This window comes from Aureimonas phyllosphaerae (assembly GCF_900113065.1).
In the GTDB taxonomy this organism is placed as follows: domain Bacteria; phylum Pseudomonadota; class Alphaproteobacteria; order Rhizobiales; family Rhizobiaceae; genus Aureimonas; species Aureimonas phyllosphaerae.
This window is the reverse complement of record NZ_FOOA01000001.1, coordinates 269,487-291,930: the sequence shown is the minus strand read 5'-3', so window position 1 is coordinate 291,930 and position 22,444 is coordinate 269,487. Positions and strand designations below refer to the sequence as shown.

The 22,444-nt window shown below is 68.9% G+C and carries 23 protein-coding genes and 1 pseudogene; 14 read left to right on the top strand and 10 right to left on the bottom strand.

Annotated elements, in window-relative coordinates; all coding sequences use genetic code 11:
- Window positions 1–31: 31 nt before the first annotated feature.
- The 3 genes from BM175_RS01435 to BM175_RS01425 are packed head-to-tail and all read left to right on the top strand — an operon-like array spanning window position 32 to window position 3,758.
- A complete protein-coding gene (locus tag BM175_RS01435; protein WP_090958291.1) occupies window positions 32–535 on the top strand; it encodes a 2Fe-2S iron-sulfur cluster-binding protein in 504 nt (167 codons plus the stop codon).
- A complete protein-coding gene (locus tag BM175_RS01430; protein ID WP_090958289.1) occupies window positions 532–1,515 on the top strand; it encodes an FAD binding domain-containing protein in 984 nt (327 codons plus the stop codon). Before BM175_RS01435 ends, BM175_RS01430 begins: the two co-directional genes overlap by 4 nt.
- The gene (locus BM175_RS01425) at window positions 1,515–3,758 is read left to right on the top strand and encodes a xanthine dehydrogenase family protein molybdopterin-binding subunit (RefSeq protein ID WP_090958287.1); all 2,244 of its coding nucleotides are present in this window, start codon (window positions 1,515–1,517) and stop codon (window positions 3,756–3,758) included. Before BM175_RS01430 ends, BM175_RS01425 begins: the two co-directional genes overlap by 1 nt.
- Before the next feature lie 56 nt (window positions 3,759–3,814).
- Here BM175_RS01425 and BM175_RS01420 read toward each other — a convergent pair whose 3' ends face one another.
- Entirely contained in the window at window positions 3,815–4,774 is a 960-nt protein-coding gene (locus BM175_RS01420) for a sugar kinase (RefSeq protein WP_090958285.1), read from the bottom strand.
- Complete coding sequence (locus BM175_RS01415; RefSeq protein ID WP_244545821.1) at window positions 4,774–5,706, bottom strand: ribokinase; 933 nt, start codon at window positions 5,704–5,706, stop codon at window positions 4,774–4,776. The genes BM175_RS01420 and BM175_RS01415 overlap by 1 nt, the downstream gene beginning before the upstream one ends.
- Window positions 5,707–5,811: 105 nt before the next feature.
- Here BM175_RS01415 and BM175_RS01410 point away from each other — a divergent pair, with 105 nt between their 5' ends.
- From BM175_RS01410 to BM175_RS01390, 5 genes are all read left to right on the top strand, one after another.
- The gene (locus BM175_RS01410) at window positions 5,812–6,213 is read left to right on the top strand and encodes a winged helix-turn-helix domain-containing protein (RefSeq protein ID WP_090958283.1); all 402 of its coding nucleotides are present in this window, start codon (window positions 5,812–5,814) and stop codon (window positions 6,211–6,213) included.
- A 68-nt stretch (window positions 6,214–6,281) separates the two neighbouring features.
- Window positions 6,282–7,037, top strand: a complete 756-nt coding sequence (gene modA, locus BM175_RS01405; RefSeq protein WP_090958281.1) for a molybdate ABC transporter substrate-binding protein — start codon at window positions 6,282–6,284, stop codon at window positions 7,035–7,037.
- A 6-nt stretch (window positions 7,038–7,043) separates the two neighbouring features.
- A complete protein-coding gene (gene modB, locus BM175_RS01400) occupies window positions 7,044–7,724 on the top strand; it encodes a molybdate ABC transporter permease subunit (protein WP_090958279.1) in 681 nt (226 codons plus the stop codon).
- Window positions 7,721–8,821: a molybdenum ABC transporter ATP-binding protein gene (gene modC, locus BM175_RS01395; protein ID WP_090958277.1), complete on the top strand. Its 1,101-nt coding sequence runs from the start codon at window positions 7,721–7,723 to the stop codon at window positions 8,819–8,821. Before modB ends, modC begins: the two co-directional genes overlap by 4 nt.
- 24 nt (window positions 8,822–8,845) lie before the next feature.
- On the top strand, window positions 8,846–9,052 hold the full coding sequence (locus BM175_RS01390) for a TOBE domain-containing protein (protein ID WP_090958275.1): 207 nt from the start codon (window positions 8,846–8,848) through the stop codon (window positions 9,050–9,052).
- Between the two features lie 45 nt (window positions 9,053–9,097).
- Here the strand turns inward: BM175_RS01390 and BM175_RS01385 are convergent, their stop codons facing one another.
- Window positions 9,098–12,241 (bottom strand): efflux RND transporter permease subunit, encoded by a 3,144-nt coding sequence (locus BM175_RS01385; protein WP_090958273.1) that lies wholly within the window; start codon window positions 12,239–12,241, stop codon window positions 9,098–9,100.
- Complete coding sequence (locus BM175_RS01380; RefSeq protein WP_090958271.1) at window positions 12,238–13,479, bottom strand: efflux RND transporter periplasmic adaptor subunit; 1,242 nt, start codon at window positions 13,477–13,479, stop codon at window positions 12,238–12,240. The genes BM175_RS01385 and BM175_RS01380 overlap by 4 nt, the downstream gene beginning before the upstream one ends.
- An 87-nt stretch (window positions 13,480–13,566) precedes the next feature.
- Between BM175_RS01380 and BM175_RS01375 the strand changes: the two genes are divergently transcribed.
- Complete coding sequence (locus BM175_RS01375) at window positions 13,567–14,202, top strand: TetR family transcriptional regulator (protein WP_175526723.1); 636 nt, start codon at window positions 13,567–13,569, stop codon at window positions 14,200–14,202.
- A gap of 3 nt (window positions 14,203–14,205) precedes the next feature.
- On the opposite strand, the gene BM175_RS01370 is transcribed toward BM175_RS01375, so the two are convergent.
- Window positions 14,206–14,433 (bottom strand): hypothetical protein, encoded by a 228-nt coding sequence (locus BM175_RS01370; protein ID WP_090958267.1) that lies wholly within the window; start codon window positions 14,431–14,433, stop codon window positions 14,206–14,208.
- Between the two features lie 206 nt (window positions 14,434–14,639).
- Here BM175_RS01370 and BM175_RS01365 point away from each other — a divergent pair, with 206 nt between their 5' ends.
- Complete coding sequence (locus tag BM175_RS01365; RefSeq protein WP_175526722.1) at window positions 14,640–15,044, top strand: helix-turn-helix domain-containing protein; 405 nt, start codon at window positions 14,640–14,642, stop codon at window positions 15,042–15,044.
- Between the two features lie 19 nt (window positions 15,045–15,063).
- Window positions 15,064–15,507: pseudogene (locus BM175_RS01360) on the top strand (DUF6456 domain-containing protein); the annotation flags it as partial.
- A 1-nt stretch (window position 15,508) separates the two neighbouring features.
- Here the strand turns inward: BM175_RS01360 and BM175_RS01355 are convergent.
- The gene (locus BM175_RS01355; RefSeq protein WP_175526721.1) at window positions 15,509–15,931 is read right to left on the bottom strand and encodes a SufE family protein; all 423 of its coding nucleotides are present in this window, start codon (window positions 15,929–15,931) and stop codon (window positions 15,509–15,511) included.
- A gap of 75 nt (window positions 15,932–16,006) precedes the next feature.
- Window positions 16,007–16,411, bottom strand: a complete 405-nt coding sequence (locus BM175_RS01350; protein ID WP_090958260.1) for a DUF5330 domain-containing protein — start codon at window positions 16,409–16,411, stop codon at window positions 16,007–16,009.
- Window positions 16,412–16,815: 404 nt separating this feature from the next.
- On the opposite strand from BM175_RS01350, the gene BM175_RS01345 reads away from it, so the two are divergent.
- From BM175_RS01345 to BM175_RS01335, 3 genes are read left to right on the top strand one after another with little or no spacing between them, the layout of a single operon-like run.
- Window positions 16,816–18,516 carry a sensor histidine kinase gene (locus BM175_RS01345; RefSeq protein WP_090958258.1) on the top strand — a complete coding sequence of 567 codons (1,701 nt, stop codon included), beginning with the start codon at window positions 16,816–16,818 and terminating at the stop codon, window positions 18,514–18,516.
- Window positions 18,458–19,267, top strand: coding sequence for a peptidoglycan-binding domain-containing protein (locus tag BM175_RS01340; protein WP_090958256.1), 810 nt, complete (start codon window positions 18,458–18,460; stop codon window positions 19,265–19,267). The genes BM175_RS01345 and BM175_RS01340 overlap by 59 nt, the downstream gene beginning before the upstream one ends.
- Window positions 19,268–19,275: 8 nt before the next feature.
- On the top strand, window positions 19,276–19,611 hold the full coding sequence (locus BM175_RS01335; protein ID WP_090958254.1) for a DUF1491 family protein: 336 nt from the start codon (window positions 19,276–19,278) through the stop codon (window positions 19,609–19,611).
- A gap of 4 nt (window positions 19,612–19,615) precedes the next feature.
- Here the strand turns inward: BM175_RS01335 and BM175_RS01330 are convergent, their stop codons facing one another.
- The 3 genes from BM175_RS01330 to BM175_RS01315 all read right to left on the bottom strand — a co-directional run bounded on the left by BM175_RS01330 (window position 19,616) and on the right by BM175_RS01315 (window position 22,421).
- Window positions 19,616–20,659 (bottom strand): hypothetical protein, encoded by a 1,044-nt coding sequence (locus BM175_RS01330; RefSeq protein WP_090958252.1) that lies wholly within the window; start codon window positions 20,657–20,659, stop codon window positions 19,616–19,618.
- 591 nt (window positions 20,660–21,250) lie between these two features.
- Window positions 21,251–21,841, bottom strand: a complete 591-nt coding sequence (locus BM175_RS01320; protein WP_090958248.1) for a DUF1254 domain-containing protein — start codon at window positions 21,839–21,841, stop codon at window positions 21,251–21,253.
- Window positions 21,834–22,421 (bottom strand): DUF1214 domain-containing protein, encoded by a 588-nt coding sequence (locus BM175_RS01315; protein WP_090958246.1) that lies wholly within the window; start codon window positions 22,419–22,421, stop codon window positions 21,834–21,836. Before BM175_RS01315 ends, BM175_RS01320 begins: the two co-directional genes overlap by 8 nt.
- Window positions 22,422–22,444: the final 23 nt, after the last annotated feature.

The following is a 22,444-nucleotide window of genomic DNA, read 5'->3' as shown; positions in this document are numbered from 1 at the left end:
ACTTGGAAACGTTACAGAGAGCGGGGCACCCATGCGATTGAAGGTCAACGGAACGGAGCACGATCTTGACGTGGATGTCCGCACGTCGCTGCTCGACGCTCTTCGCGATCACCTCGCGCTGACGGGCTCCAAGAAAGGCTGCGACCACGGCCAATGCGGCGCTTGCACGGTACTGATCAACGGGCGCCGCGTGAACGCCTGCCTGTCGCTCGCCGTGATGCACGAGGATGACGAGATCACCACGATCGAGGGCCTTGGCGCGCCCGGTCACCTGCATCCGATGCAGGAGAGCTTCCTCCACCACGACGGCTACCAATGCGGCTACTGCACGCCGGGTCAGATCGTCTCGGCGGTGGGCATGCTGGGCGAGGCGAAGGACAACTGGCCGAGCCATGCGTCCGAGACGCTCGACGGCAAGGTGGAATTGACCGACGCCGAGATTTCCGAGCGCATGAGCGGCAACCTCTGCCGCTGCTCGGCCTATCCCAACATCGTCGACGCAATCCGCGACGCCCACGGAAAGGGCGCGGCATGAAGACCTTCGATTACCAGCGCGCCTCAAGCACGCAGGAAGCCGCGGCCGTCGCCGCCGATGCCGCGACGAAGTTCATCGCAGGCGGCACCAACCTTCTCGACCTCATGAAGCTGCAGGTCGAGACCCCAAGCCGCCTCGTCGACATCACGCGCCTGCCGCTGAAGAGCATCGAGGCGGACGGCGAGGGCGTGCGCATCGGAGCCCTCGTCTCGAACAGCGAACTCGCCGCCGACGAGCGCATCCGCCGAGACTACGAGGTCCTGTCCCGTTCGCTCCTGTCGGGCGCGTCCGGCCAGCTCCGCAACAAGGCGACGACGGGCGGCAATCTCCTCCAGCGCACCCGCTGCGGGTATTTCTACGAGACCAGCGCGCGCTGCAACAAGCGCGAGCCGGGCTCCGGCTGCGATGGCCGCGACGGCTTCAACCGCATCCTCGCCATTCTTGGCACTTCCGATCATTGCATTGCGACGCACCCGTCCGACATGGCGGTGGCGATGCGCCTCCTCGACGCCGAGGTGCTGACGATCAAGTCGAACGGGTCCGAGCGCACGATCCCGATCGCCGAACTGCATCGCATGCCCGGCAAGACGCCGGAGATCGAGACCTCGCTCGAGCCCGGCGAGCTCATCACCGGCATCCGGCTGCCGAAACCTTTGGCGGGGCGCCATCTCTATCGCAAGGTGCGCGACCGGGCGTCCTACGCCTTTGCGCTGTTCTCGGTCGCCGCCGTCGTGCGGATGGAGGCGGGGCGCATGGCCGACGTCCGGCTCGCCTTCGGCGGCATCGGCACCGTGCCGTGGCGCTCGAAGGGCGTGGAAGAGGTGCTGATCGGCGAGGCGCCCGGCGAGGTGGTCTTCGCGCGGGCGGCCGACCTCCTCCTCAAGGATGCCAAGGGCTACGGCGACAACGACTTCAAGATCGACCTGGTGCGCCGGACGCTTCCCGCGGTCCTCGCTGACGCCACGCGCGGAGACGCCTGATGGACACGACCCACAGCTACAAGATGGACGAGCCGATCGGCGAGACGCGTCTCGACCACGCCGTTCAGAACGTTCTCGGTAAGGGCGTCGACCGGTTCGAGGGGCCGCTCAAGGTGTCGGGCCGCGCGCCCTACGCCTACGAGAATCTCCCCGGCGAGAAGGTGGCCTTCGGCTACATCGTGCTGTCCACCATCGGGGCGGGCAAGGTGAAGTCGATCGACACGATGCGGGCGCGCTCGACGGCGGGCGTGCTGACGGTGATCGTCGACAAGCGCAGCCCGCGGGCGGCGGCGGATCCAAACGATCCCGCGCCCAAGCCCGCCGCCGGCGAAGTGACGCATTACGGCCAGCCGCTTTGCCTCGTGGTGGCCGAAAGCTTCGAGGTGGCGCGCGACGCTGCGAAGCTCGTTGACGTCGAGTACGAGAAGGACGAAGGGCGCTTCGACCCGATCGCCCTGCAGGACGAGAGCCACGTGCCGCCGCCGGGCGCCATGCCGTCGGTGACGGAGAAGGGCGACTTCCAGAAGGCGTTCAGCCAGGCCGCCGTCACGCTCGACGCGACCTACACGACGCCGAGCCAGAGCCATTCGGCAATGGAGCCGCACGCGGCGGTGGCTCATTGGGACGGCGACAAGCTGAAACTCTACGGCTGCTACCAGCTCGTCTCCACCAATGTCGGCCAGCTCGCCAAGGCGCTCGGCATCTCGAAGTCCAAGGTCGAGATCGTCGCGCCCTATATCGGCGGCGGCTTCGGCGGCAAGCTCGGCATCGGGCCGGAGTCGGTGTTCGCCGCGATGGCGGCGCAGGAGATCGGGCGTCCGGTCAAGATCGCGCTGACCCGCCAGCAGGTGTTCCAGGCGACGTCGCGCCGCTCCGACACGATTCAGCGCGTGCGTCTCGGCACCACGAAGGACGGCGTGATCACTGCGATCGGCCACGAGACCATCACCAGCAACACGCCGGGCGACGAGTTCTTCGAGCCGGCCGGCATCTCGACCGTCTTCCTCTACGGCGGCGAGAACCGGCTGATCGCCCACAAGAAGACCGACGTGAATATTCTCCTGTCGTCGTCGATGCGCGCGCCGGGCGAGGCGGTCGGCATGCTCGCGCTCGAGAACGCGATGGATGAGATGGCCGAGAAGCTCGGCCTCGATCCCATCGAGTTCCGCAAGCGTAACGAACCGGAGGTCGATCCGCAGGACGGCCTGCCGTTCTCCTCGCGCAAGCTGGTCGAATGCATGGACGAGGGCGCACGGCGCTTCGGCTGGGACAAGCGCAACAAGCAGCCGTGCACGCGCCGCGAAGGCGAGTGGCTGGTCGGCATCGGCATGTCCTCGGCCTCGCGCAAGAACATGATCCAGCAGTCGTCGGCCCGCGTCACGCTATCGCCGGAGGGCGAGGCGTTGGTCGAGACCAACATGACCGACATCGGCACCGGCACCTATACGATCCTCCAGCAGATCGCGGCCGAAGTGCTGGGACTGCCGCTGGAGAAAGTTTCGGTTCGGCTCGGCCACTCAAACGACCCGGATGCGCCGGGCTCCGGTGGCTCGTGGGGTGCCAACTCGTCTGGTTCGTCGGTCTTCGTCGCCTGCGAGGGCATCGTCGAGGCGATCGCCAAGAAGCTGAAGGTAAAGCCGGACGAGGTGACGCTGAAGGACGGCACGGCGATCGCCGGCAACCGCCAGACGAGCTTTGCCGACATCCTGGCCGGCGAGCCGATTGTCGTGACGGGCACGTTCAAGCCGGGCAAGACGTCGGAGAACACCCACCAGGCGAGCTACGGCGCGCACTTCTGCGAGGTGGCGGTCAACGCCTACACCGGCGAGACGCGCGTGCGGCGGCTTCTCACCGTCGCGGCGGCGGGCCGGATCCTCAACGAGAAGACCGCGCGCTCGCAGTGCTACGGCGGACAGATCTTCGGCATCGGCACGGCGCTGACCGAGGAACTCGTCGTCGACAAGCGCACCGGCCTGATGGTCAACCACGACCTTGCCGAGTACCACGTGCCGGTGAACGCCGACGTGCCGCAGCTGGAAGTGGTGCTGATGGAGGAGCGCGACCACGCGGCGAGCCCGTTGGCCGGCAAGGGCATCGGCGAACTGGCGATCTGTGGCGTCGGAGCGGCGGTGACCAACGCGATCTACAACGCCTGCGGCGTGCGGGTTCGCGACTACCCGATGACGCTCGACAAGGTGCTGCGCGGCATGCCGCGCCAGAGCGTGGCGCAGGCCGCGGAGTGACGTGACGGCGCTAGACTGAAAGGGCGCGGGGCTTCGGGTCCCGCGCCCTTTCTCGTTCAGGAGAGGGGGCCGTCCGGCCAGACCGTCGCCTCGCGCCCGACGATCGCACCGTATTCGCCGATCACGGCGGATGCCATCCGATGGCCGGCCTCGGCCGCCCGGTCGAGCGATCCGCCCTTGAGCACCACCGCCATCGCCGCGCCGTTGAAGCTGTCGCCGGCCGATGTCGTGTCGACGATGCGCTCGGCCTTGCGACCGGCGATCTGGCGAACGTTGCCGGGCTCGGCGACGACGGCGGGTTCCCCGCCGGACTTCACGATCGCCGCCGAGGCGCCGAAACCGAGAAGCCGTTCCGCCGCCGCGTGGGCGTCCCGATCGCCGTAGAGCGCCTGCTCGTCGTCCAGCCCGGGCATGGTCAGAGTCGCGACGCCATGGGCGGCCGCGATCGTCTCGCGCGCGGCGTCGGCACTTTCCCAAAGGCGCGGACGGTAGTTGCCGTCGAAGCCGACGATGCGGCCGGCCTGCTTCATCCGCTCGCCGAGCCCCAGCAGGTGCTGACGCCCTTCCGGCGGCAGGATCGCGAGCGAGATGCCGGTGAAGTAGAGCGCATCGAAGGCGGCAAGCTCGTCCGCCAACGCGTCTTCGCGCCCGTCGGTAAAGAGACGTCGCGCCGCGGCGGTGGAGCGCCAATAGGCGAAGGACCGCTCGCCGTGCGCATCGCGGCTGATGGCATAGAGGCCCGTGGTCTCGCCGGTCGCGAGATGGACGTGGGTCGTCCTCACCCCCTCCGCCTCGATGAAGGCGGGGATCTCGCGGCCGAACGGGTCGTCGCCGAGGCGCGTGACGTAGTGGACGTCGACCGCCGGATCGCTGCCGAGCGCACGGCGGCAATAGACGGCGGCGTTCAGCGTGTCGCCGCCGACCGTCCGGTGCATCGTGCCGGGGGCCTCGCCAGGCTTCTCGTAGAGCTCGATCATGCATTCGCCGAGGAAGGCGATGCGGAGGGGCGCGGCCATCACCGGGCCTCGGCCAGGAACTGGTCGATGCGCCTGGCCGACGGCATGGCGCTGCGGGCGCCGAAGGACAGGCAGGCGAGCGAGGCCGCGGCAACGGCCCGGCGGATCGCCTCGGGCATCGCCAATCCGGCCTCCAGCCCCGTCGCCAGCACGCCGCAGAGCGTGTCGCCGGCGCCTGTCGTGTCCACGGGCTCGATCCGGGGCGCCTGGAAGCGAGTGGCCTCGCCTTCGCGCGAGACGAGGAGCGCGCCGGCGCCGCCGAGCGTCGCCAGCACCGAAAGTTCCGTCGCATCGGCGACGGCCCGCGCGGTCTCTTCCGGCTCGCCCGGCTGGAGGCCGAGAATGGTCGCGGCCTCGTCGAGTTCGTGCTCGTTGACGATCAGGAGATCGGTGGAGCGGAGAAGGTCTTTCAGGCGACCCGCATCGACCCCTTGCGGCACCGGCGCGAGGTTGAGAAGCACATGCGCGCCCGCGCCGCGCCCCTCGCGCGCCGCCGCCACGGTCTCGTCGAACGGCAGTTCCATCTGAAGCACCAGAACGGTGGAACCTGCGTCCCACGTACCCGCCAGCTGGCCGGCCGAGACCGCACGGTTGGCGCCGCTGGCGACCGTGATCGCGTTCTCGCCGTCGCTGGCGACGGAGATGAAGGCGCAGCCGGTCGGCTCGTCGAGGCGCGCCAGCGCGGAAACGTCGATCCCCTCCCGCTCGAGCGTGCCGGCCTCGCCGTCGCCGAATGCATCGCGTCCCACGGCCCCGACGAAGCGGACCCGTCCGCCCGCGCGCGCGGCGGCGACCGCCTGATTGGCGCCCTTGCCGCCGGACAGCTGCTGGTATCCCGGCGCCAGCACGGTCTCGCCGGGCTTCGCGATCGCCGCGACCTTGCAGACCAGATCGACATTCACAGACCCGAACACGACGATCATGGCGGCCATCCTCCCGTTTCCTCGAAACGCTCCGTAGCGAAGGAGAGGAAGGCGAACAAGCGCCGATCCGGCCGCGCGCTGGACAAGCGCCGCGGCGTTGCCGACAACGGGGGCATGAGCGCATTCAGCCACCCATCCGACCTCGACCGCGTGCCGCGCCTGCGGCTGGTGTTCGGGGAGCGGCGGATCGTCGGGCCCGGTCGGGCCGACCTTCTCGAAGGGATCGCCGCCACCGGCTCGATTGCGGGCGCGGGCCGGCGCATGGGCATGAGCTACAAGCGCGCCTGGACGCTGGTCGAGGAGCTGAACGCCACCTTCGACGCGCCGCTCGTCGCGATGAGCCGAGGCGGCAGCGGTCACGGCGGCGCGGCGCTGACCGAACTGGGCGCGGAAGTGCTGGAGCGCTATCGCCGGATGCAGGCGGTGAGCGACGCCGCCATCGCAGACGACCTTGAGGCGCTGGCCCGTCGGCTGGGGCCGGTCACGGATGAAACCGATATGGCCGAGCGGAAATAACGCTTGCCGATCGCAAGGGCTCATGGCTAGCCTCCCGATATGTCTCCTTGGCCATATCGGTGTCCTCGATGATTCGCAGCCTCACCCGTATCCTGTCGCTGACCGCGGTCGGGATCGCGTTTCTGCCCCTCGGCGCCCATGCCGCCTCGACGCAGGTCGCGGTCGCCGCCAACTTCACCGACGCCGCCAAGGAGATCGCCGACGCCTTCAAGGCGAAGACCGGCGACGAGGCGGTGCTGTCCTTCGGCTCCACCGGGCAGTTCTACACGCAGATCACGCAAGGCGCGCCGTTCGAGGTGTTCCTCGCCGCCGACGCGGTGCGCCCGAAGAAGGCGGTCGACGAGGGCTACGGCGTGCCCGGCAGTGTCTCTACCTACGCGATCGGGCAACTGGTTCTCTATTCGACCGAGGCCGGCAAGGTGACGGGCGATGAGACGCTGAAGTCCGGCGCCTTCACCAAGATCGCCATCGCCAACCCCGAAGCCGCCCCCTACGGCGCCGCGGCGATCGAGGCAATGAAGGCGCTCGGCGTCTACGACACGCTGCAGCCGAAGATCGTGCAGGGCACCTCGATCGCGCAGGCCTACCAGTTCGTCGAGACCGGCAATGCCGAACTCGGCTTCGTGGCGCTGGGGCAGGTCGTCAACGCCAAGGGCGGCTCGCGCTGGGATGTGCCGCAATCGCTCTACACGCCGATCCGGCAGGACGTCGTCCTTCTGAAGACGGGCGAGGCGAACGCTGCGGCCAAGGGCTTCGTGGAGTTCCTGCGTTCGCCGGACGCGATCGAGATCATCCGCAAGTACGGCTACCGGACCGGCGAATAGGGGACGATGGACTGGAGCGAGCTCTGGTCGCCGATCCGGCTGACGCTGGAGCTGGCGACCCTGACGACGCTGCTACTCCTCGTGATCGGCACGCCGATCGCGTGGTGGCTGTCGCGCTCGCGCGTCTGGTGGAAGGAGGCGGTCGCGGCGGTGGTCGCGCTGCCGCTGGTGCTGCCGCCGACCGTTCTCGGCTTCTATCTTCTGATCGCGCTGGGGCCGAGCGGACTCGGCGGGTGGTTCGGACCACTCTTCGGCCTGCGCACCTTCGCCTTCTCGTTTCCCGGACTGGTGCTCGGCTCGGTCGTCTACTCCATGCCCTTCGTGGTGCAGCCGATCCGCAACGCCTTCGAGGCGGCGGGCGAGCGGCCGTGGGAGGTCGCGGCCACCTTGCGCGCCTCGCCCTGGGACCGGTTCTGGAGTGTCGCCGTGCCGCTGGCGCGGCCGGGCTTCCTGACCGGGGCGGTGCTCGGCTTCTCGCATACGGTCGGCGAGTTCGGCGTGATCCTGATGATCGGCGGCAACATTCCCGGCACGACCAAGGTCCTGTCGGTGGCGATCTACGACTATGTCGAGACGCTGCAGTGGCAGAAAGCGCATGTGCTGGCGCTGGGCATGCTCGTCTTCTCCTTCCTGGTCATCTTCTCCGTCTCGCTCCTGGAGCGGCGACGGGTCGAGGCGCGCCGATGATCGAGGCGCGGTTTCGTGGAGCGCTCGGCGGCTTCACGCTCGATGCCGCGTTCCGGGCGCCGATGCGCGGGGTGACGGCGCTCTTCGGGCCGTCGGGCTGCGGCAAGACGACGGTGCTTCGCTGCATCGCAGGGCTTCAGAAGCTCGACGGTCGCCTCTCGGTCGGCGAGGCCGTCTGGCAGGACGAGCGGCATTTTCTCGCACCGCACAGGCGGCCGATCGGCTACGTCTTTCAGGAAGCGAGCCTTTTTGCCCATCGCTCGGTACGCGGCAACCTTCTCTACGGCTACGATCGGGCGATGCGGGGTCGCTCCGAGCCGCCCGCCATCGGCTTCGAAGAGGTCTGCGATCTTCTCGGGCTCGACCGGCTGATCGACCGCGCGCCGCGCCACCTGTCGGGCGGCGAGCGGCAGCGCGTCTCGCTCGGGCGGGCGCTCCTGTCGCAGCCGCGCCTTCTCCTGATGGACGAGCCATTGTCGGCGCTCGACGCGATGGCGAAGGCGGAAATCCTGCCCTACTTCGAGCGGCTTCACGCGCGGCTGAACCTGCCGATCCTCCTCGTCACCCACGACATCACGGAGGTCGAGCGGCTCGCCGACAGGCTGGTGCTGATGCGGGCGGGCCGTGTGGAAGCCGAGGGGCCGCTGAACGATCTCCTGACCGATCCGGCCCTGCCGTTCGCCCGCACGCGGGGAACGGCGGCGGTCCTCTCCGCGCGGGTCGCTGGGCGCGAGGCGAGCGACGGTCTCGTGCGGCTTGATCTCGACGGGCAGCCGGTGCTCGTCGCGGCCGCGCCGATCCACCCGGGAGCGCTCGTACGGCTGCGCATCGCGGCGTCCGACGTCAGCTTGGCGCTCGACCAGCCCTCGCGCTCGACGATCCTGAATGTCCTGCGCGCGCGCATCGAGACGATCACCGACGCGGGGGAGACGGAAGCCGTGATCACGCTGGCGCTCGGGGCGGGGGAGGGGCAGCGCCTGCCCGCGCGCATCACGCGCCGCTCGCTCGCCGCGCTTCAACTTGCGCCCGGCATGGACGTCTACGTCCAGGTGAAGGGCGCTTCACTCTCCGCGTCGCCCGGCGCGGTGGAACCCTGACGGAACTCGAAGGAGACCGAACCCATGCGCATTTCCGCCCGCAACAGCCTGAAGGGCCGCATCGTCTCGATCGATAAGGGCGCGACCACCGCCCATGTCCGCATCGATGTCGGCGGCGCGATCGTCACCTCCGCGATCACCAACGCCGCTGTCGAGGAACTCGGGCTCGAGGAAGGGCAGGAGGCCTACGCCGTCGTGAAGGCCTCGGACGTCATGATCGGCGTCGATTGACCAACGCAAAAGGGGCGCCTCGCGGCGCCCCTCTCTTATTCCGGTTCAGTGAGCCGGTTTGGCGTCCGGCGGCGGCAGCGCCGCGGCGTCCTTCTTCGTCGGCTTCTTGTCGCGCGCCAGCAGCTTGTAGAAGAGCGGCACGAAGAAGATCGCGACGAAGGTCGCCATCAGCATGCCACCGATGACGCCGGTGCCGATCGAATGGCGGCTGGCGGAGCTCGCGCCGGTCGCGATCGCCAGCGGCACGACGCCGAGGATGAAGGCGAGCGACGTCATCACGATCGGGCGGAAGCGAAGCTTGGCGCCCTCGAGGGCCGCGTCGAACGCCGACAGCCCTTCCTCGCGTTTCAGGACCGCAAATTCCACGATCAGGATCGCGTTTTTCGCGGCCAAGCCCACAAGTGTCACGAGGCCGATCTGGAAGTAGGTGTCGATCTCCAGCCCCCGCAGCCAGATCGCCAGCAGCGCGCCGAACATGGCGAAGGGCACGGCGAGGATCACCGCGATCGGCAGCGACCAGCGCTCGTACTGCGCCGACAGGATCAGGAACACCATGACCATGCCGAAGCCGATCGCGATGGCGCCCGTGCCGCCCGCCTGGATCTCCTGATAAGCCGAGCCCGTCCAGGCGATCTCGTAGCCCTCGGGAAGGACCTCGGCCGCCGCTTCCTGCATCGCCTGCAGCGACTGGCCGGACGAGTAGCCGGGAGCCGGGCCGCCCGAGACCTTGGCCGCGTTGAACGCGTTGAAGCGCTCGATGAGATCGGGTCCGACGATGCGCTTGGTGATCAGAAGCGAGTCCAGCGGCACCATCGAACCGTTTGACGCCTGGACATAAACGAAGCGCAGATCCTCCGGCTTCTCGCGGAAGTCCGATTCCGACTGGAGCGAAACGCGGTAGTTGCGCCCGAGAAGAGTGAAGTCGTTGACGTAGAGCGAGCCGAAGGTCGACTGCATCGTCTCGAAGATCGAGGAGATCGGTACGCCGAGCGCCTTTGCCTTCTCGCGATCCACGTCGATCTGGTACTGCGGCACGTTCGCTTCGAAGGTCGTGCGGACGCCCGCAAGCTCCGGCCGCTTGGAGGCGGCGGCGACCAGCGCCTGGGTGGCCTCGATCAGCGCCTGACTGCCCTTGCCGGTGCGGTCCTGCACGAAGAGGTCGAAGCCGCCCGTGGTCGACAGGCCTTGGATCGGCGGCGGCGAGAAGGCGAGCACCATGCCGTCCTGGATACCGGCGTTCATGCCGATGAAGGTGCCCGGCAGATTGCGCGCGTCCATCGAGGGGTCGGTGCGCTCGCCCCAGTCCTTCAGCGTCACGAAGGCCGCACCGGCGCTCGACTTCTGCGAACCGGATAGAAGGTCGAAGCCTGCGAAGGCGACGACGTCGGCGACCGCCGGATGCTGACGGATGTTGGCCGAGACCTGGTTCATCACGTCGGTGGTGCGCGACAGCGAAGCCGCCGGCGGCAGCATGGCCACGGCGAGGTTCGTGCCCTGGTCCTCGTCCGGAACCAGCGAGGAGGGGATGGTCTGGAAGAAGTAGACCGTACCGCCGATCAGCGCGCAGAAGAGGACGAGCGACAGGACGGCGCGGCGCATGACGAAGGCGACGCCGTGGCCGTAGGCGTTCGTCAGCTTGTCGAACATCCGGTTGAACCAGCGGAACGGCGCCAGCGGCTCCTTGTGCTCCTCGCGCAGGATCAGGCCGCAGAGCGCGGGCGTCAGCGTGAGGGCGACGATGCCGGAGATCGTGACCGAGGTCGCGATGGTCACGGCGAACTGGCGGTACATCGTGCCGGTCAGGCCGCCGAGGAAGGCGACGGGAATGAACACGGCGCAAAGCACCAGCACGATCGCGATGACCGGCGAGGTGACCTCGCCCATGGCCTTTGCGGTCGCCTCCTTCGGCGGCAAGTGCTCGTCGCGCATGATGCGCTCGACGTTCTCGAGCACGACGATCGCGTCGTCCACCACGATGCCGATCGCGAGCACGAGCCCGAACAGCGTCAGGAGGTTGATCGAGAAGCCGAGCGCCAGGAGCACGCCGAACGTGCCGATGATCGACACCGGCACCGCGATCATCGGGATCAGCGTCGCGCGGAAGCTCTGAAGGAAGAGGTAGACCACGACCAGCACGAGCACCATCGCTTCGATGAAGGTGTGGATCACCGATTCGATCGAGGCGTTGATGAACTTCGTCGTGTCGTAGGGGATGGCGTAGGTGATGCCGTCGGGGAAGGACTTCGACAGCTCCTCCATCCGCGTGTTGACGGCCGCCAGCACGTTCAGCGCGTTGGCGCCCGGCTGAAGGTAGAGGCCGATCGGGATCGTCTCGGAGCCGTTGTAGGTGGCGTTGAAGGCGTAGTCCTGCGCGCCGAGCTCGACGCGGGCGATGTCCTTCAAGAGCAGCGACGCGCCGTTGGCGTCGGAGCGGATGATGATGTTCTCGAAAGCCTGCGCGTCCGGCAGGCGGCCCGCCGTCGTCACCGAATAGGTGAAGGCGAGCGGCGTGTTGGAGGGCTGCGCGCCGAACTGGCCGGCGGCGAACTGGGCGTTCTGCTCGCGGATGGCGTTGGCGACGTCGCCCGGCGTCAGCTGGTACTGCGCCAGCTGGTCCGGCCGCAGCCAGATGCGCATCGAGTAGTTGCGCTGACCGAAGAGCTGGGCGTTGCCGACGCCTGGAACGCGCTTCAACTCGTCGAGGACGTAGAGCAGCGCGTAGTTCGAGACGTAGGTCGCGTCGTAGCGCGGGTCGGACGAGGACATGGTCGCGACCGCAAGGATCGACGAGGACTGCTTCGTCACCGTCACGCCGAGGCGCTGCACCTCGGAGGGAAGCGAGGAGATCGCCTGCTGGACGCGGTTGTTGACGTTGATCGTCGCCTGGTCCGGGTCGGTGCCCGACTGGAACGTGACGTTGATCGTCGAAGTGCCCGCCGAGGAGTTCGACGAGTTCATGTAGATCATGTCCTCGACGCCGTTGACGACCTGCTCGATCGGGGCGGCGACGGTCTGGGCGACGGTCTCGGCGGAGGCGCCGGGATAGGTCGCCGAGATCTGGACCTGCGGCGGCACGAGTTCGGGATACTGCTCGATCGGCAGCGCGCGCATGCCGGCGAGGCCGGCCAGCACGATGATGATCGAGATGACGGCCGCAAAGACCGGGCGATCGACGAAGAAGCGGTTCACTGGGCGGCTCCGGCCTGTGCCGAGCCCTGCGCGCTGCCGTTCGCGGCGGCTTGCTGCGGCGCGGCTGCGGCGGCGGGCGCGGCGTTCGCGCCGGCGGCCGGCTGCGCGCCCGAAGCGTCGGGCTGGGCACCCGCCGGGTTCACCGGCGAGCCCGGACGGACCTTGATGACGCCGACGGTGACGACCTTGTCGCCGTCCTTCAGTCCATCGGCGATGAGGAGCCGGCCTTCCAGCTCGCGCCCGACCGTGACGGGCCGCACGGCCGCGACGTTCTTGTCGTCGAGCGTATAGACGAAAGTGCCCTGCGGGCCCTGCATCAGGGCCTCGGTCGGGATCGTGACCGCATTGGGGACGACGATGCCCTCGATCTCGACGCGGACGAACTGCCCCGGCAGGAGCTGGCTTTCCGGGTTGGGAAGCACGGCGCGCGACAGGATCGTTCCAGTCGATTCGTCGATGCTGGACGAGGTGAAGTCGATCGTTCCCTGCTGGGCATAGTTCGTGCCGTTGCCGAAGCGCACGGTGACGCGCAGCGTATCGAGCGAGCCCTCGGCCTTGCCGGTCTCGATCATGTTGCGGATCGAGAAGGCTTCTGAGTCGGCCGCCGAGAAGTTGACGTAGGCGGGATCGAGCTGGGTGATGCGGGTGAGGAGGGCGCCGGAGGTGAGAAGCGAGCCTTCCGGCACCTGCTCGAGGCTGGTGATGCCGCTGGCCGGGGCCTCGACCGAGGCGTAGTCGAGATTGAGCGTCGCGGTCTGGAGTTGCGCCTCGGCGGCGGCGACCTGCGCGTCGGCGAGAAGGCGCTGCGCAGTCGCGTCGTCGAGCGTCGCGGTGGAGGTGGCACCCGAGCGCACGAGCGACTGCGTCCGCTCCTGCGTGCGCTGGGCGTTGGCCTGCGTCGCCTGCGCCTGCTGCAGCTGGGCCTCCGCGAGCGCGACCTGCGCCTCGAACGGACGGCGGTCGATCTCAAACAGGAGGTCGCCTTCCTTGACGCGCGAGCCCTCGTTGAAGGTGCGCCGCAAGAGGATGCCGCCGACCTGCGCCCGCACTTCGACCTCCCGAGAGGCACTGACGCGCGCAGGGTATTCGAAGGTCACCGGAACGTTCTCCGGCTTGATCGTCATCACCGTGACCGCCGGTGGCGGCGGGGCCGCGCCGCCGCCGGGGGCCTGCGCCAGCGCGGGCGCGGCAAGGGTCAGGATCGCAACCGCCGAAAGGAGGAGGGAGGAACGGGGCATCGGGAACTCCGGGAGGCCGGACCGCAGAATCCGGCTTGAATGGTCGCTTACATACATTCATATATGCATGTAATCAAGGAGGCGGGCGTGCGGCGCACAAAGGCAGAAGCTCTCGAGACGCGCAGCGTCATTCTCGATGCGGCGGAGCAGGTGTTCTTCGAGCGAGGTGTCAGTCAGACCAGCCTCACCCACATAGCGTCGCATGCCGGGCTGACGAGAGGCGCCATCTACTGGCACTTTTCCGGCAAGAGCGACCTGTTCATGGCGATGCACGAGCGCGCCTACCTGCCGCAGCGCGTGTTCCTGGAAAGCCAGAACCTTCTGGCCGAAGACCGCCCGCTGCAGGCGCTCGAGCGAACCATGCGCGAGAGCATGCGCCGCTTCGCAAAGGACGAGCGCGCCAAGCGCGTCTACTCGATCCTGATGCTGCGCTGCGAGTACGTGGGGGAGATGGAGAGCGTCATGTGCACCCACCGCGAGGGCGAGGACCACATGCGGGACGTGATCCAGACGGCGTTCACAAGAGCGAGAGCGGTCGGCGAGATGCGATCGGACGTCGATTCTCAGACCGCCACGAACGTCTGCGTCGGCGCGATGACGGGCATCCTGACCGAATGGCTTCGTCGAAACGAGTGCTTCGATCTGATCGAGGCGGCCGACATGGCGCTCGGCTCCCTCTTCACAGGGTTCCGGGCGATGGACCGAAGCGCCAAGGCGGCCTGAGCGTCAGCGGTACCGGCCGGCCTGCACGAGCGCGATCAAGCGGCGCGGCGCGATCGGCTGGTCAAGGGTGCTGCCGTTCGCGCTCAGGGCGGGGCGTACTTTCCCGCCGCTTGCGTTGCCGCTGTCCGGCGTCGTCGGGGCGAGATGCTGCGCAAGGCCTTCCGCGAACCGGTCGAGTGCAATGCGGAGGCGATTCTCGAATTCCGTGACGGTCGGATCGGATCGGGACATGGGATGGTGCCTTCGCTGCGAAAGCGTCCAGCCTGTCGACTCTGCCTGGCTGAAGGACAAAATTCCTGTTTGCGTCTGTGGATTGCGGGGATAGCCAGCGTTGGTAACCCCGATCGTGCCGAATGTTCGGCGCGCGATGGAAAGAAAATATTCCTACATGCGTTCCGCGCTTGTTAGCCTCGGCTTCCCGAGCAACGGAGCGTCTCATGTCCCAGTGTTTCAACCCGTCCGCCGCTGCGGCCTTCCCGTCCGCCGTCACCGGCGCCGATCCCGGCGGGCGCGGGCGGCTGCAGTGCCGCGTCGCCGTCGACATCGTCTCGACCTTCCTCGGCGTGCCGGCCGCCGACATCCTGTCGGAGCGGCGCGCGCAGGCGCCGGTCGCGCGGGCGCGCCATGTCGCGATGTACCTGTCGCACGTGGCGTTCCAGCTATCGCTGAACGCGGTCGCGGCCGGCTTCGGGCGAGACCGGACGAGCGTCTCCTACGCGGTCGCGCGGATCGAGGACGAGCGCGACGACCGGGGCTTCGACGCGATGCTCAGCCGCATGGAAGCGCTGGCCCAGTCCTGTCGGCGGCTTGCCGTGCCCGGGGCGGGCGAGGGGGACTTCTGATCCGATGGGCATCCAGGACGAGTCGCCGCTCACCCGGTTGGCGAGCCGCAAGGGCGCGGACGGCCAGCCGTTCCTCGCCGCGCACGAGGTGGCGGCGGGAGAGCGGTTGAGAGCCGACTTCACGCGGGGCGGCCTGATGCCGAGCGTCACGCAGCGCTGGGACGCGGTGCCACGCTCGGGCGGCGGCGCGGCGGGGCCGGCCGATCTTTCGGATGCCGCGCTCGACTGCCGCCGGCGTGTGGAAAAGGCGATCGCCGCCGTCGGGCCGGAACTGTCCGGCGTCCTTCTCGACGTGTGCTGCTTTCTGAAAGGCACGGAGCGCGTCGAGGCGGAGCGCCAGTGGCCGGCTCGTTCCGCCAAGCTCATGCTGAAGACGGGACTGGCCGCCCTCGCGCGCCATTACGGCTACGTGCACGAGGGTGCGAGTGGCCGGGGCGCGATCCGCTCCTCGCGAGGAAGCTGACTCAGGCGGCTTCCATCGCCGCCTTCGCGTCGGCCTGGATGCGGCGGACCATAGAGCGAAGCCCGTTGGAGCGCTGCGGGGTCAGGTGATCCTGCAGGCCGATCCGCGCGAAGAGGGCTTCCGCGTCGAGCGTCAGGATTTCCGGCGCGGTGCGGCCCGAATAGAGCGACAGGGCAACGGCGACGAGACCCTTCACGATGTGGGCGTCCGATTGCCCGGCGAACCGGATGCGCGGCGGCGAGCCTTCGTCGGTCCGGCTGGTCAGCCAGACCTGGCTGACGCAGCCCGGCACCTTGGTGTGCTCGTTCATGTCGGCCTCGTCCATCGGCGGCAGCTCACGGCCGAGCTCGATGAGGAAGCGGTAGCGGTCTTCCCAGTCGTCGAGAAGCTCGAAGTCGGAGACGATCTCGTCGATGTCGCGCATGATGTCCTCGTTGGCGGACCGTCGCTGCGATCCGCCGCCTCATATAGGCAAGGCGCCAAGGCTTGTCAGGCGGCTTCAGCCGGCGGGGGCGACGTAGGGGCGCGGCGGGGGCGCGGCGGGCAGTCGGGGCGAATGCGCGGCCGGGTGCTCGGCGGGATCGACGTTGGCCGCGGCCGGCTCGACGGGCGCCGGGCCGGGAGCGGTCGCCGGAGCGGCCGCGGCCCCGGCCGCTAGCCCGTAGACGAAGGTCAATCCCTCGACGATCCGCGCACCCGCGAACTGGAGGGCGTCGCGTCCGCTCTCGCAGGCGCTCGGCGCCCGCTCGCAGAAGCCGCCGAGATCGGTCGCGGCCTGCTGCACCGCATAGACGAGGGCTCCGGCCGACAGGCCGGCCGGCACGCCGTCCGCATCGTCCTGCGCTGGGGCGAGAAAGAACAGGGCGAGGCCGATCAGGAACGCGAGCTTGATGAGGAGGCGCATGTCGGGCCCTGCGATGGTCCTGCGAAACGGTCGACCTTCGGCGGTCGACGGCGGCGGGTGCGGTCGATGCTGCGCGAAACCATCACGCAACCGTTCTCCCCTTAGCCCAAATTCGAGACGATTGCGCCCCGCCGGGCATCTCGATGTTCCGTCGGCGCGGAAGAGGGCTGGTGTAAGATACTGATCCGTATGGGAGATCGATCGGTAATCGTTCGTTCAACATAAGTCGCGATCGACGTTGGATGCCCCGGTTTCCCTGCGGGTGCGGCGGGGCTGCCACGGGTCGCCTGCGCTCGGCTTATGGCTTCCTTAAAAGGTTAAGGGCCAAGCTCCGTCCAAGATGTTTGACGGTTCGCAGGGCCCATGACGGGCTCTTTGATCGGACCGCCGCTTGTGGATGAGTGATGACGCAGTCGCGAAACAGCCGGGACACCGGACGATCGGCCGACTTCGGAAGCGGTCTGGCCGCAGGGCTGGACCGGATGGCGGAGATGGTCGGCGCAACCGGCGGCGCGTCGCCGCTTCCGCGCGTCGTGCGGCGCCTGGCTGCGGGCATGATCGCCTCCGGGCTCGGGATCGCCGTCCTGTCGCCGCTGACCCTGGTCATGCCGGTCGGGACCCTGATCCTGCCGGTTCTTCTCGGCGTCGCCGTCGTCTGCCTGGCGCTGGCCGCCGCGCTGATCGCGCGCATGGACCTCGACCTCGTGCTCGCCGGCCTGCATCTGGCGGCCTCCGTGCTGGTCGGGATCCTCGCCCTGTCACTCGACAGCTTGTGGCCGCTGGCGCTGATCGCGGTCGGCCCGATAGAAGCCTGGACCGCGGGCGCCCGCCTGCGCGCGCGGCTGATGATGCCGGCGATGCTCGCGGCCTTCGGGCTGACCGGTTTTCTGTCGTTGCATGGGATGGGCCCGGCAGGCCAGGGCTTCGCCGGCTATACGGTGGCCCTGCCGCTCTGCGCCTCCTACGCGACCTTCGTGTTCTGCCGCCGCGCGTTCGGCAGGCGGGGCGCGACCGCAACGGAAGGCGATACCGATCTCCTCGCCGTGGTCGCGGCGGATGCGGCGGCCGACAGCTTCGTGTCGCAGCTGCATCTTCTCGACCGCATCGCCTACCTCAGGGGGCTCGACGACCTGCGCGCCGGCAGCGACGCCCGCATGCTGAGCCTGCGCCTTCGCGTTTCCGGCGAGACCTTCCGCGCCGCGACGCTCCGGCTTGAGCCGGTGCGCGAGGGGACGGGCGTTCTCGTGGCCGTGCGCATCCGCGAACCGGGTGCCCTGTGCGCCCCGCCGGCCGCGTCCGCCGTGGACGCACGCCAGGCCGCCTTCATCGCCACGGTCTCGCATGAGCTGCGCACGCCGCTCAACGCCATCGTCGGGTTCGCCGACATGCTCGACCAGGAACTCTGCGGTCGCTTTTCCGACCCGCGGCAGAAGGAGTATGTCGGGCTGATCCGTCGCTCGAGCGAGCATCTCGTCGGCGTCGTGAACGGGCTTCTCGACGTGTCGCAGATCGAGGCCGGGCGCTACGAGCTCCAGCTTCAGGACTTCAGTCTGTCCGACGTCGTCGAGGCGGCGGCCGAGATGGTCCGAGGCGAGGCCGATCGCAAGGGGCTGCGGCTCGTGGTGCGCGCGCCGGCCGCCGGCGAGAGCGTCACTGCGGACGGGCATGCCTGCCGCCAGATCCTCGTCAACCTCCTCTGCAACGCGGTGAAGTTCACCGATCGCGGGACGGTGTGCCTGACGGCGGCGCAGGACCCGGACTTCCTGACCTTCACGGTGAGCGATACCGGTATCGGCATCGCGGAGGCCGACATCGGGCGCCTCGCCCAGCCGTTCGTGCAGTTGTCGCAAGGGGCCACGCGGCGCTATCAGGGAACCGGGCTCGGCCTGTCGCTCGTGAAGGGGCTCGCGGAACTCCACCACGGCACCCTGCACATCCGCAGCCAGCCCGATCTCGGCACCACCGTGACCGTCCGTATCCCGACCGACTGCGCCGACCGGATCCAGGCCGACCGAACCCATTCCGAAAATATCGTAGCGTTGACCGATGCCCGCAAGAAAACCAACACCCTCCGCCAAGACGCGCAAGCCCGCCGCTCGGCGTAAGCCGCGCGGCGGTCTGGCCGGGACGATCGCGCTCGGCATCCTGCGAGCCTCGCTCGCCGGTTTGATGACCGGCGCGCGCATCGTGGCGGCGCGACCCGCGCTGTTCGGCGGCATCGCCGTGTTCTCGATCTCGGCCGGGCTCGTCGCGGACAACGCGCTGAACCGGCAGGCCGGACCGCACCGCCATCCGATGCTGGTGACGCGCGACGTCTCGCCCGCCGCCGCGCCGGCGTCCGGCGTCCGGACGGCCGAAAAGTCCGCGCCCCGACCGATCGGCAACGATCCGCGCATCGTCGCCTTTCCGCTTGTTCGGGAGGTTCAGGCGCTTCTGGCCGAGCAGGGCTATTACAAGGCCGAGGTGGACGGGCGCGCGGGGCAGGCGACCGATATGGCGATCCGCGCCTTCCAGACCGAACGGGGTTTGCGCGTCGACGGCATGGCGACCCCGCTTCTCCTGACCCAGATCCGCGCCGCCGGACATGCCGAGGAGATCGACCCGACGCAGGTCGCGAGCCTCGAAGCCGCCGGCACCGCATCGGACGCTTCGGTGGGGGGCGGCAGCGATCTCGTGCGCCAGATCCAGGCCGGCCTTGCAGACGCGAGGGTGGCCGACCTGAAGCCGGACGGCATCCTCGGCGAACGGACCAAGGCGGCCATCCGCACGTTCCAGGCGCTCGAAAGCCTCGACGTAACCGGCGAGCCGTCGCAGGAGGTGCTGGACCGTCTGCGCTCCCTGTCGGCTGCGAACTGACGAGCACCATGCGACTGACCAGCGAGATGTTCGCGGCGTACCTCGTGCGCCGCGTCTTTGCCGATGGCGGATTCGCCGCCGTCATGCGGCGGGGCGCGGATGCGGCGGGCGCGGTGTTCGTGGTGCTGCGCGAGCGCGACGGCGCGATCCGCCTGCTCGGGCCCGCGCCGCAATCCATGGCCGACGAAAAGGGCGACCGTCGCTTCGTGGCGGAGGCCGTGACCGACGAGGCGGCGCTCGACGCGCGGTTCGCGCGCGAAGCCCGCTTCGACCCGGATTTCTGGGTGGTGGAGATCGAGACCGATCGGCCCGATCGCTACATGACGATCGTGGCCGCGGACTGAGGCGTCAGCCCTGCGCCTCGCGCGGGGCGGGACGCTCGGTGCGACGCCCGAACTCGCGGCGTCCCGGCTCGAAGGAGCGAATGCCCTCGCTGGCGGCCCGTGCGGCCGGCTGGAGGCGCGCCGCGTTCACCATCGACCGGCAGTCCTCGACCTTCAGGGTGCGGTAGAACAGCGCCAGCCGGTCGAAGGCCAGGACCTCGAGCCCGACCGCGGGCTTCAGCATCATCATGATGCTCATCGCGTCGGCCGACGGGGTCTTCAGCGCCTTGAGGGCGACGGCGAGGCGCTCGCCGGTCGGGTCGGCGGCGATTTCGAGGACGGTACGGCCGTCGATCGGCAGCGCCTGCGATAGCATGTCGTAGAACGCGGCTTCCTGCCGCTCCATCGCGAGAAGCAGCAGCGCTTCCGTGTCGACGGGCTGCACCTGCGGCGAGGTCCGACCGGTCAATGCCAGACGTCGCAGCGCCTCGCGCACGCCGTCGACGGACGGACCCTGACGGCGCTTAGACGCGACCGGCTCGAGAAGCGGGGTCTCGGCAAGAAATTCGGGTGCGAGCGACGGGCTGTCCGGCTGCGCAGCGGTCGCCGCCGCCGCAGCGGGTTCCGCCGCTGCCGTCTCGGCTGCCGCCGGGGCGGATACGGCGGGGACCGGCGCAGGACCCTCGGCGCGCCGGGTACGGTTGTCGAGAAGGCGGATGACGCGCTCGTCCCCGGTCGCGCTGAGATGCGCGAGGTCGCGCTCCTCAAGCACCGGGCTCGAGATCAGGAAGGGTGCGGAGACTTCGATCGGTTCGGCGACGAGGAGATCGACCAGCGAGCGCGGCACGCGAGCCGAGTGCGACAGGGCCGCCGCGGCGTTGCGCCGCGTCTCGGACCCGATGCGCCCCCAGAGCGGCACCACGAGGCGGGCCATGTCGTCGGCCTGGCGCTGCGTCGGATGGCGCAGCGCGCCGTAGGCCGTGATGGCGGCGGTGACGACCGTGTCGAACTGCTGCTGGGCCGGTTGGCGTTCGAGGGATCGGAAGATCCGCGGTGCGGCGTCCTTCATGGGGCTCCAGGCGAATGTGCGGGTGGTGTCCGGCCGTTCGACAGGATTAGACGCAATCCCTTAGCAACCTGTTAACCCTGCGAACCCTGCCCGCGCCTGACCTTCCTGGTTCGCACCCGCAAGGTGCGAACGCACAACCGGCGGTCAGCGCCGGACAAGGCGTGGACGCGATATTGCGCCTCGGGAAAGACGACGGGACGACCCTCGGGTGGCGTTTCAGGGAACGGGTTGCCACGCCGATACTTTCCCGCGACCGAAACGCGGATTCGGGAAGGAGGCGAGAAATGACCAATGTACTGAGACTCGTCGTCCCCAGGCGGGACGAAACCCGCAGGACTCAAGCGGAACCATTCCAACGAACGGGCGACGTGCTGATCCTGCCATGCGTGCGATACGAGCGGATCGAGGCTCGCGAGGGACCGGCTGCCAGGCGCAGCCTGAACGCATCCCTGACCCACGATCCGCTGCTGCAGGATCTTACGGCCTGAGCCGAACCCATCAGTCCGGGGAAGCCTCGTTCGGCCTGCCTGCGGCGCGGCGGCGGTCTTCCCGAATTGACGATAGCTCGATTTCTCCCGGCTCCTTCTCGCGTCAGCCCGCGGGGCGTCCCGCTTCCTCGTCGGTGGCCGGACGGCAGGCGATCGAGCGCACGAAGCGATCGACGAAGGGGCGCTCGCTTTCGCTGTCGACCAGCGAGCGGACCATCACGTAGCCTTCGTCCGTCGGCAGTTCGACCGACACCGTCTGGTCCGGCAACTCGCTTCCCTCGACCCGCGCGAGATCCAGCTGCTCGCGGGTTCCGATCAGGAGATCCAGCGCGCCTTCCAGCGCCACCCGCTCGCTGATGCTGAAGAGGTTGTCGCCGTTGCGCGCGTAGACCGAGGCGGTCCAGAAACCGGTGCGCTCCTCGGCCGTCAACCGTGCCGGGCCGTTCTCCAGCGAGAAGCGGCAGGCGACGTCGATGAAGGCCGGATCGATGAAGGCGAAGGCCGTCGCGGCCGGCTGCGCGCCGGAGGTGCCCGGAAGGTCGGCGACCCGTACGACGGAAAACAGGTCGCCGAAGCGCGCAAGGCGCGCCCACGCGTCGTTCTCGGCCTGCATCGGGATCGAGAAGATGATGGCGATGTGGATGATCGCCGCGCCGACTAGCCCGACGAGGACCGCGAGAAGAAGCTTACCCATCGACGAGGCAGCCCGTGCGCACGATGAAGGGCATGGCGATGGGCGCGGCTCCGATGTCGGTCGAGATCGGGGTGTCGTAGAAGGTGAGGGCGAGGACGTAGCCGCCATTGCCCTCGACCGCCAGCCAGTTGCCCGGCTGCGCGCGCGGACCGACCGAGACCAGCGCGCGGTTGTCGTCGGAGCGCATCCAGTTCAGCGACACGAGATGGGAGGGGCGGCCTTCCGCGACCGGGATCGGCTGGCCGGCGAAATCGAAGGCCGAAAGCGTCGCGATCCGAGCGGGCGGATAGGCGCCTTCCAGCCGGTAGTCGCATTCGCGGCGAAGCTCGCGCCCCTGCGTGTCGACGCGCGCCTGGAAGGCCACGCCTTCGCCGAGACCCAGCGTCAGGTCGCCGGAGCGGGCGAGGCGGGCCTTGGAATAGGGATCGGCCGTCGGCGAGCCGGCGGTGCGGTTGGCGTGCCAGGGGCCGACGATCTGGATGGCCGCACCCTCGTAGCTTTCGAGCATGCGCGCGGCCGACCATGTGCCGAGGCCCAGCGCGACGCCGATGGCGATGAGGGTTAGGACGAGAAATCGCATGGGCGGTGTATGACCCCGATCCG

What these genes read in the sequence shown, in the direction of transcription:
- BM175_RS01410 (WP_090958283.1), top strand. Translation starts at nt 5,812, where the DNA reads ATGAGCGCATTCAGCCACCCATCCGACCTCGACCGCGTGCCGCGCCTG.
- modA (WP_090958281.1), top strand. Translation starts at nt 6,282, where the DNA reads ATGATTCGCAGCCTCACCCGTATCCTGTCGCTGACCGCGGTCGGGATC.
- BM175_RS01350 (WP_090958260.1), bottom strand. Translation starts at nt 16,411, where the DNA reads ATGCGCCTCCTCATCAAGCTCGCGTTCCTGATCGGCCTCGCCCTGTTC.
- BM175_RS01355 (WP_175526721.1), bottom strand. Translation starts at nt 15,931, where the DNA reads ATGCGCGACATCGACGAGATCGTCTCCGACTTCGAGCTTCTCGACGAC.
- BM175_RS01420 (WP_090958285.1), bottom strand. Translation starts at nt 4,774, where the DNA reads ATGGCCGCGCCCCTCCGCATCGCCTTCCTCGGCGAATGCATGATCGAG.
- modC (WP_090958277.1), top strand. Translation starts at nt 7,721, where the DNA reads ATGATCGAGGCGCGGTTTCGTGGAGCGCTCGGCGGCTTCACGCTCGAT.
- BM175_RS01425 (WP_090958287.1), top strand. Translation starts at nt 1,515, where the DNA reads ATGGACACGACCCACAGCTACAAGATGGACGAGCCGATCGGCGAGACG.
- BM175_RS01330 (WP_090958252.1), bottom strand. Translation starts at nt 20,659, where the DNA reads ATGAAGGACGCCGCACCGCGGATCTTCCGATCCCTCGAACGCCAACCG.
- BM175_RS01370 (WP_090958267.1), bottom strand. Translation starts at nt 14,433, where the DNA reads ATGTCCCGATCCGATCCGACCGTCACGGAATTCGAGAATCGCCTCCGC.
- BM175_RS01345 (WP_090958258.1), top strand. Translation starts at nt 16,816, where the DNA reads ATGACGCAGTCGCGAAACAGCCGGGACACCGGACGATCGGCCGACTTC.
- BM175_RS01335 (WP_090958254.1), top strand. Translation starts at nt 19,276, where the DNA reads ATGCGACTGACCAGCGAGATGTTCGCGGCGTACCTCGTGCGCCGCGTC.
- BM175_RS01430 (WP_090958289.1), top strand. Translation starts at nt 532, where the DNA reads ATGAAGACCTTCGATTACCAGCGCGCCTCAAGCACGCAGGAAGCCGCG.
- BM175_RS01415 (WP_244545821.1), bottom strand. Translation starts at nt 5,706, where the DNA reads ATGGCCGCCATGATCGTCGTGTTCGGGTCTGTGAATGTCGATCTGGTC.
- BM175_RS01340 (WP_090958256.1), top strand. Translation starts at nt 18,458, where the DNA reads ATGCCCGCAAGAAAACCAACACCCTCCGCCAAGACGCGCAAGCCCGCC.
- BM175_RS01380 (WP_090958271.1), bottom strand. Translation starts at nt 13,479, where the DNA reads ATGCCCCGTTCCTCCCTCCTCCTTTCGGCGGTTGCGATCCTGACCCTT.
- BM175_RS01320 (WP_090958248.1), bottom strand. Translation starts at nt 21,841, where the DNA reads ATGGGTAAGCTTCTTCTCGCGGTCCTCGTCGGGCTAGTCGGCGCGGCG.
- BM175_RS01390 (WP_090958275.1), top strand. Translation starts at nt 8,846, where the DNA reads ATGCGCATTTCCGCCCGCAACAGCCTGAAGGGCCGCATCGTCTCGATC.
- BM175_RS01315 (WP_090958246.1), bottom strand. Translation starts at nt 22,421, where the DNA reads ATGCGATTTCTCGTCCTAACCCTCATCGCCATCGGCGTCGCGCTGGGC.
- BM175_RS01435 (WP_090958291.1), top strand. Translation starts at nt 32, where the DNA reads ATGCGATTGAAGGTCAACGGAACGGAGCACGATCTTGACGTGGATGTC.
- BM175_RS01365 (WP_175526722.1), top strand. Translation starts at nt 14,640, where the DNA reads ATGTCCCAGTGTTTCAACCCGTCCGCCGCTGCGGCCTTCCCGTCCGCC.
- modB (WP_090958279.1), top strand. Translation starts at nt 7,044, where the DNA reads ATGGACTGGAGCGAGCTCTGGTCGCCGATCCGGCTGACGCTGGAGCTG.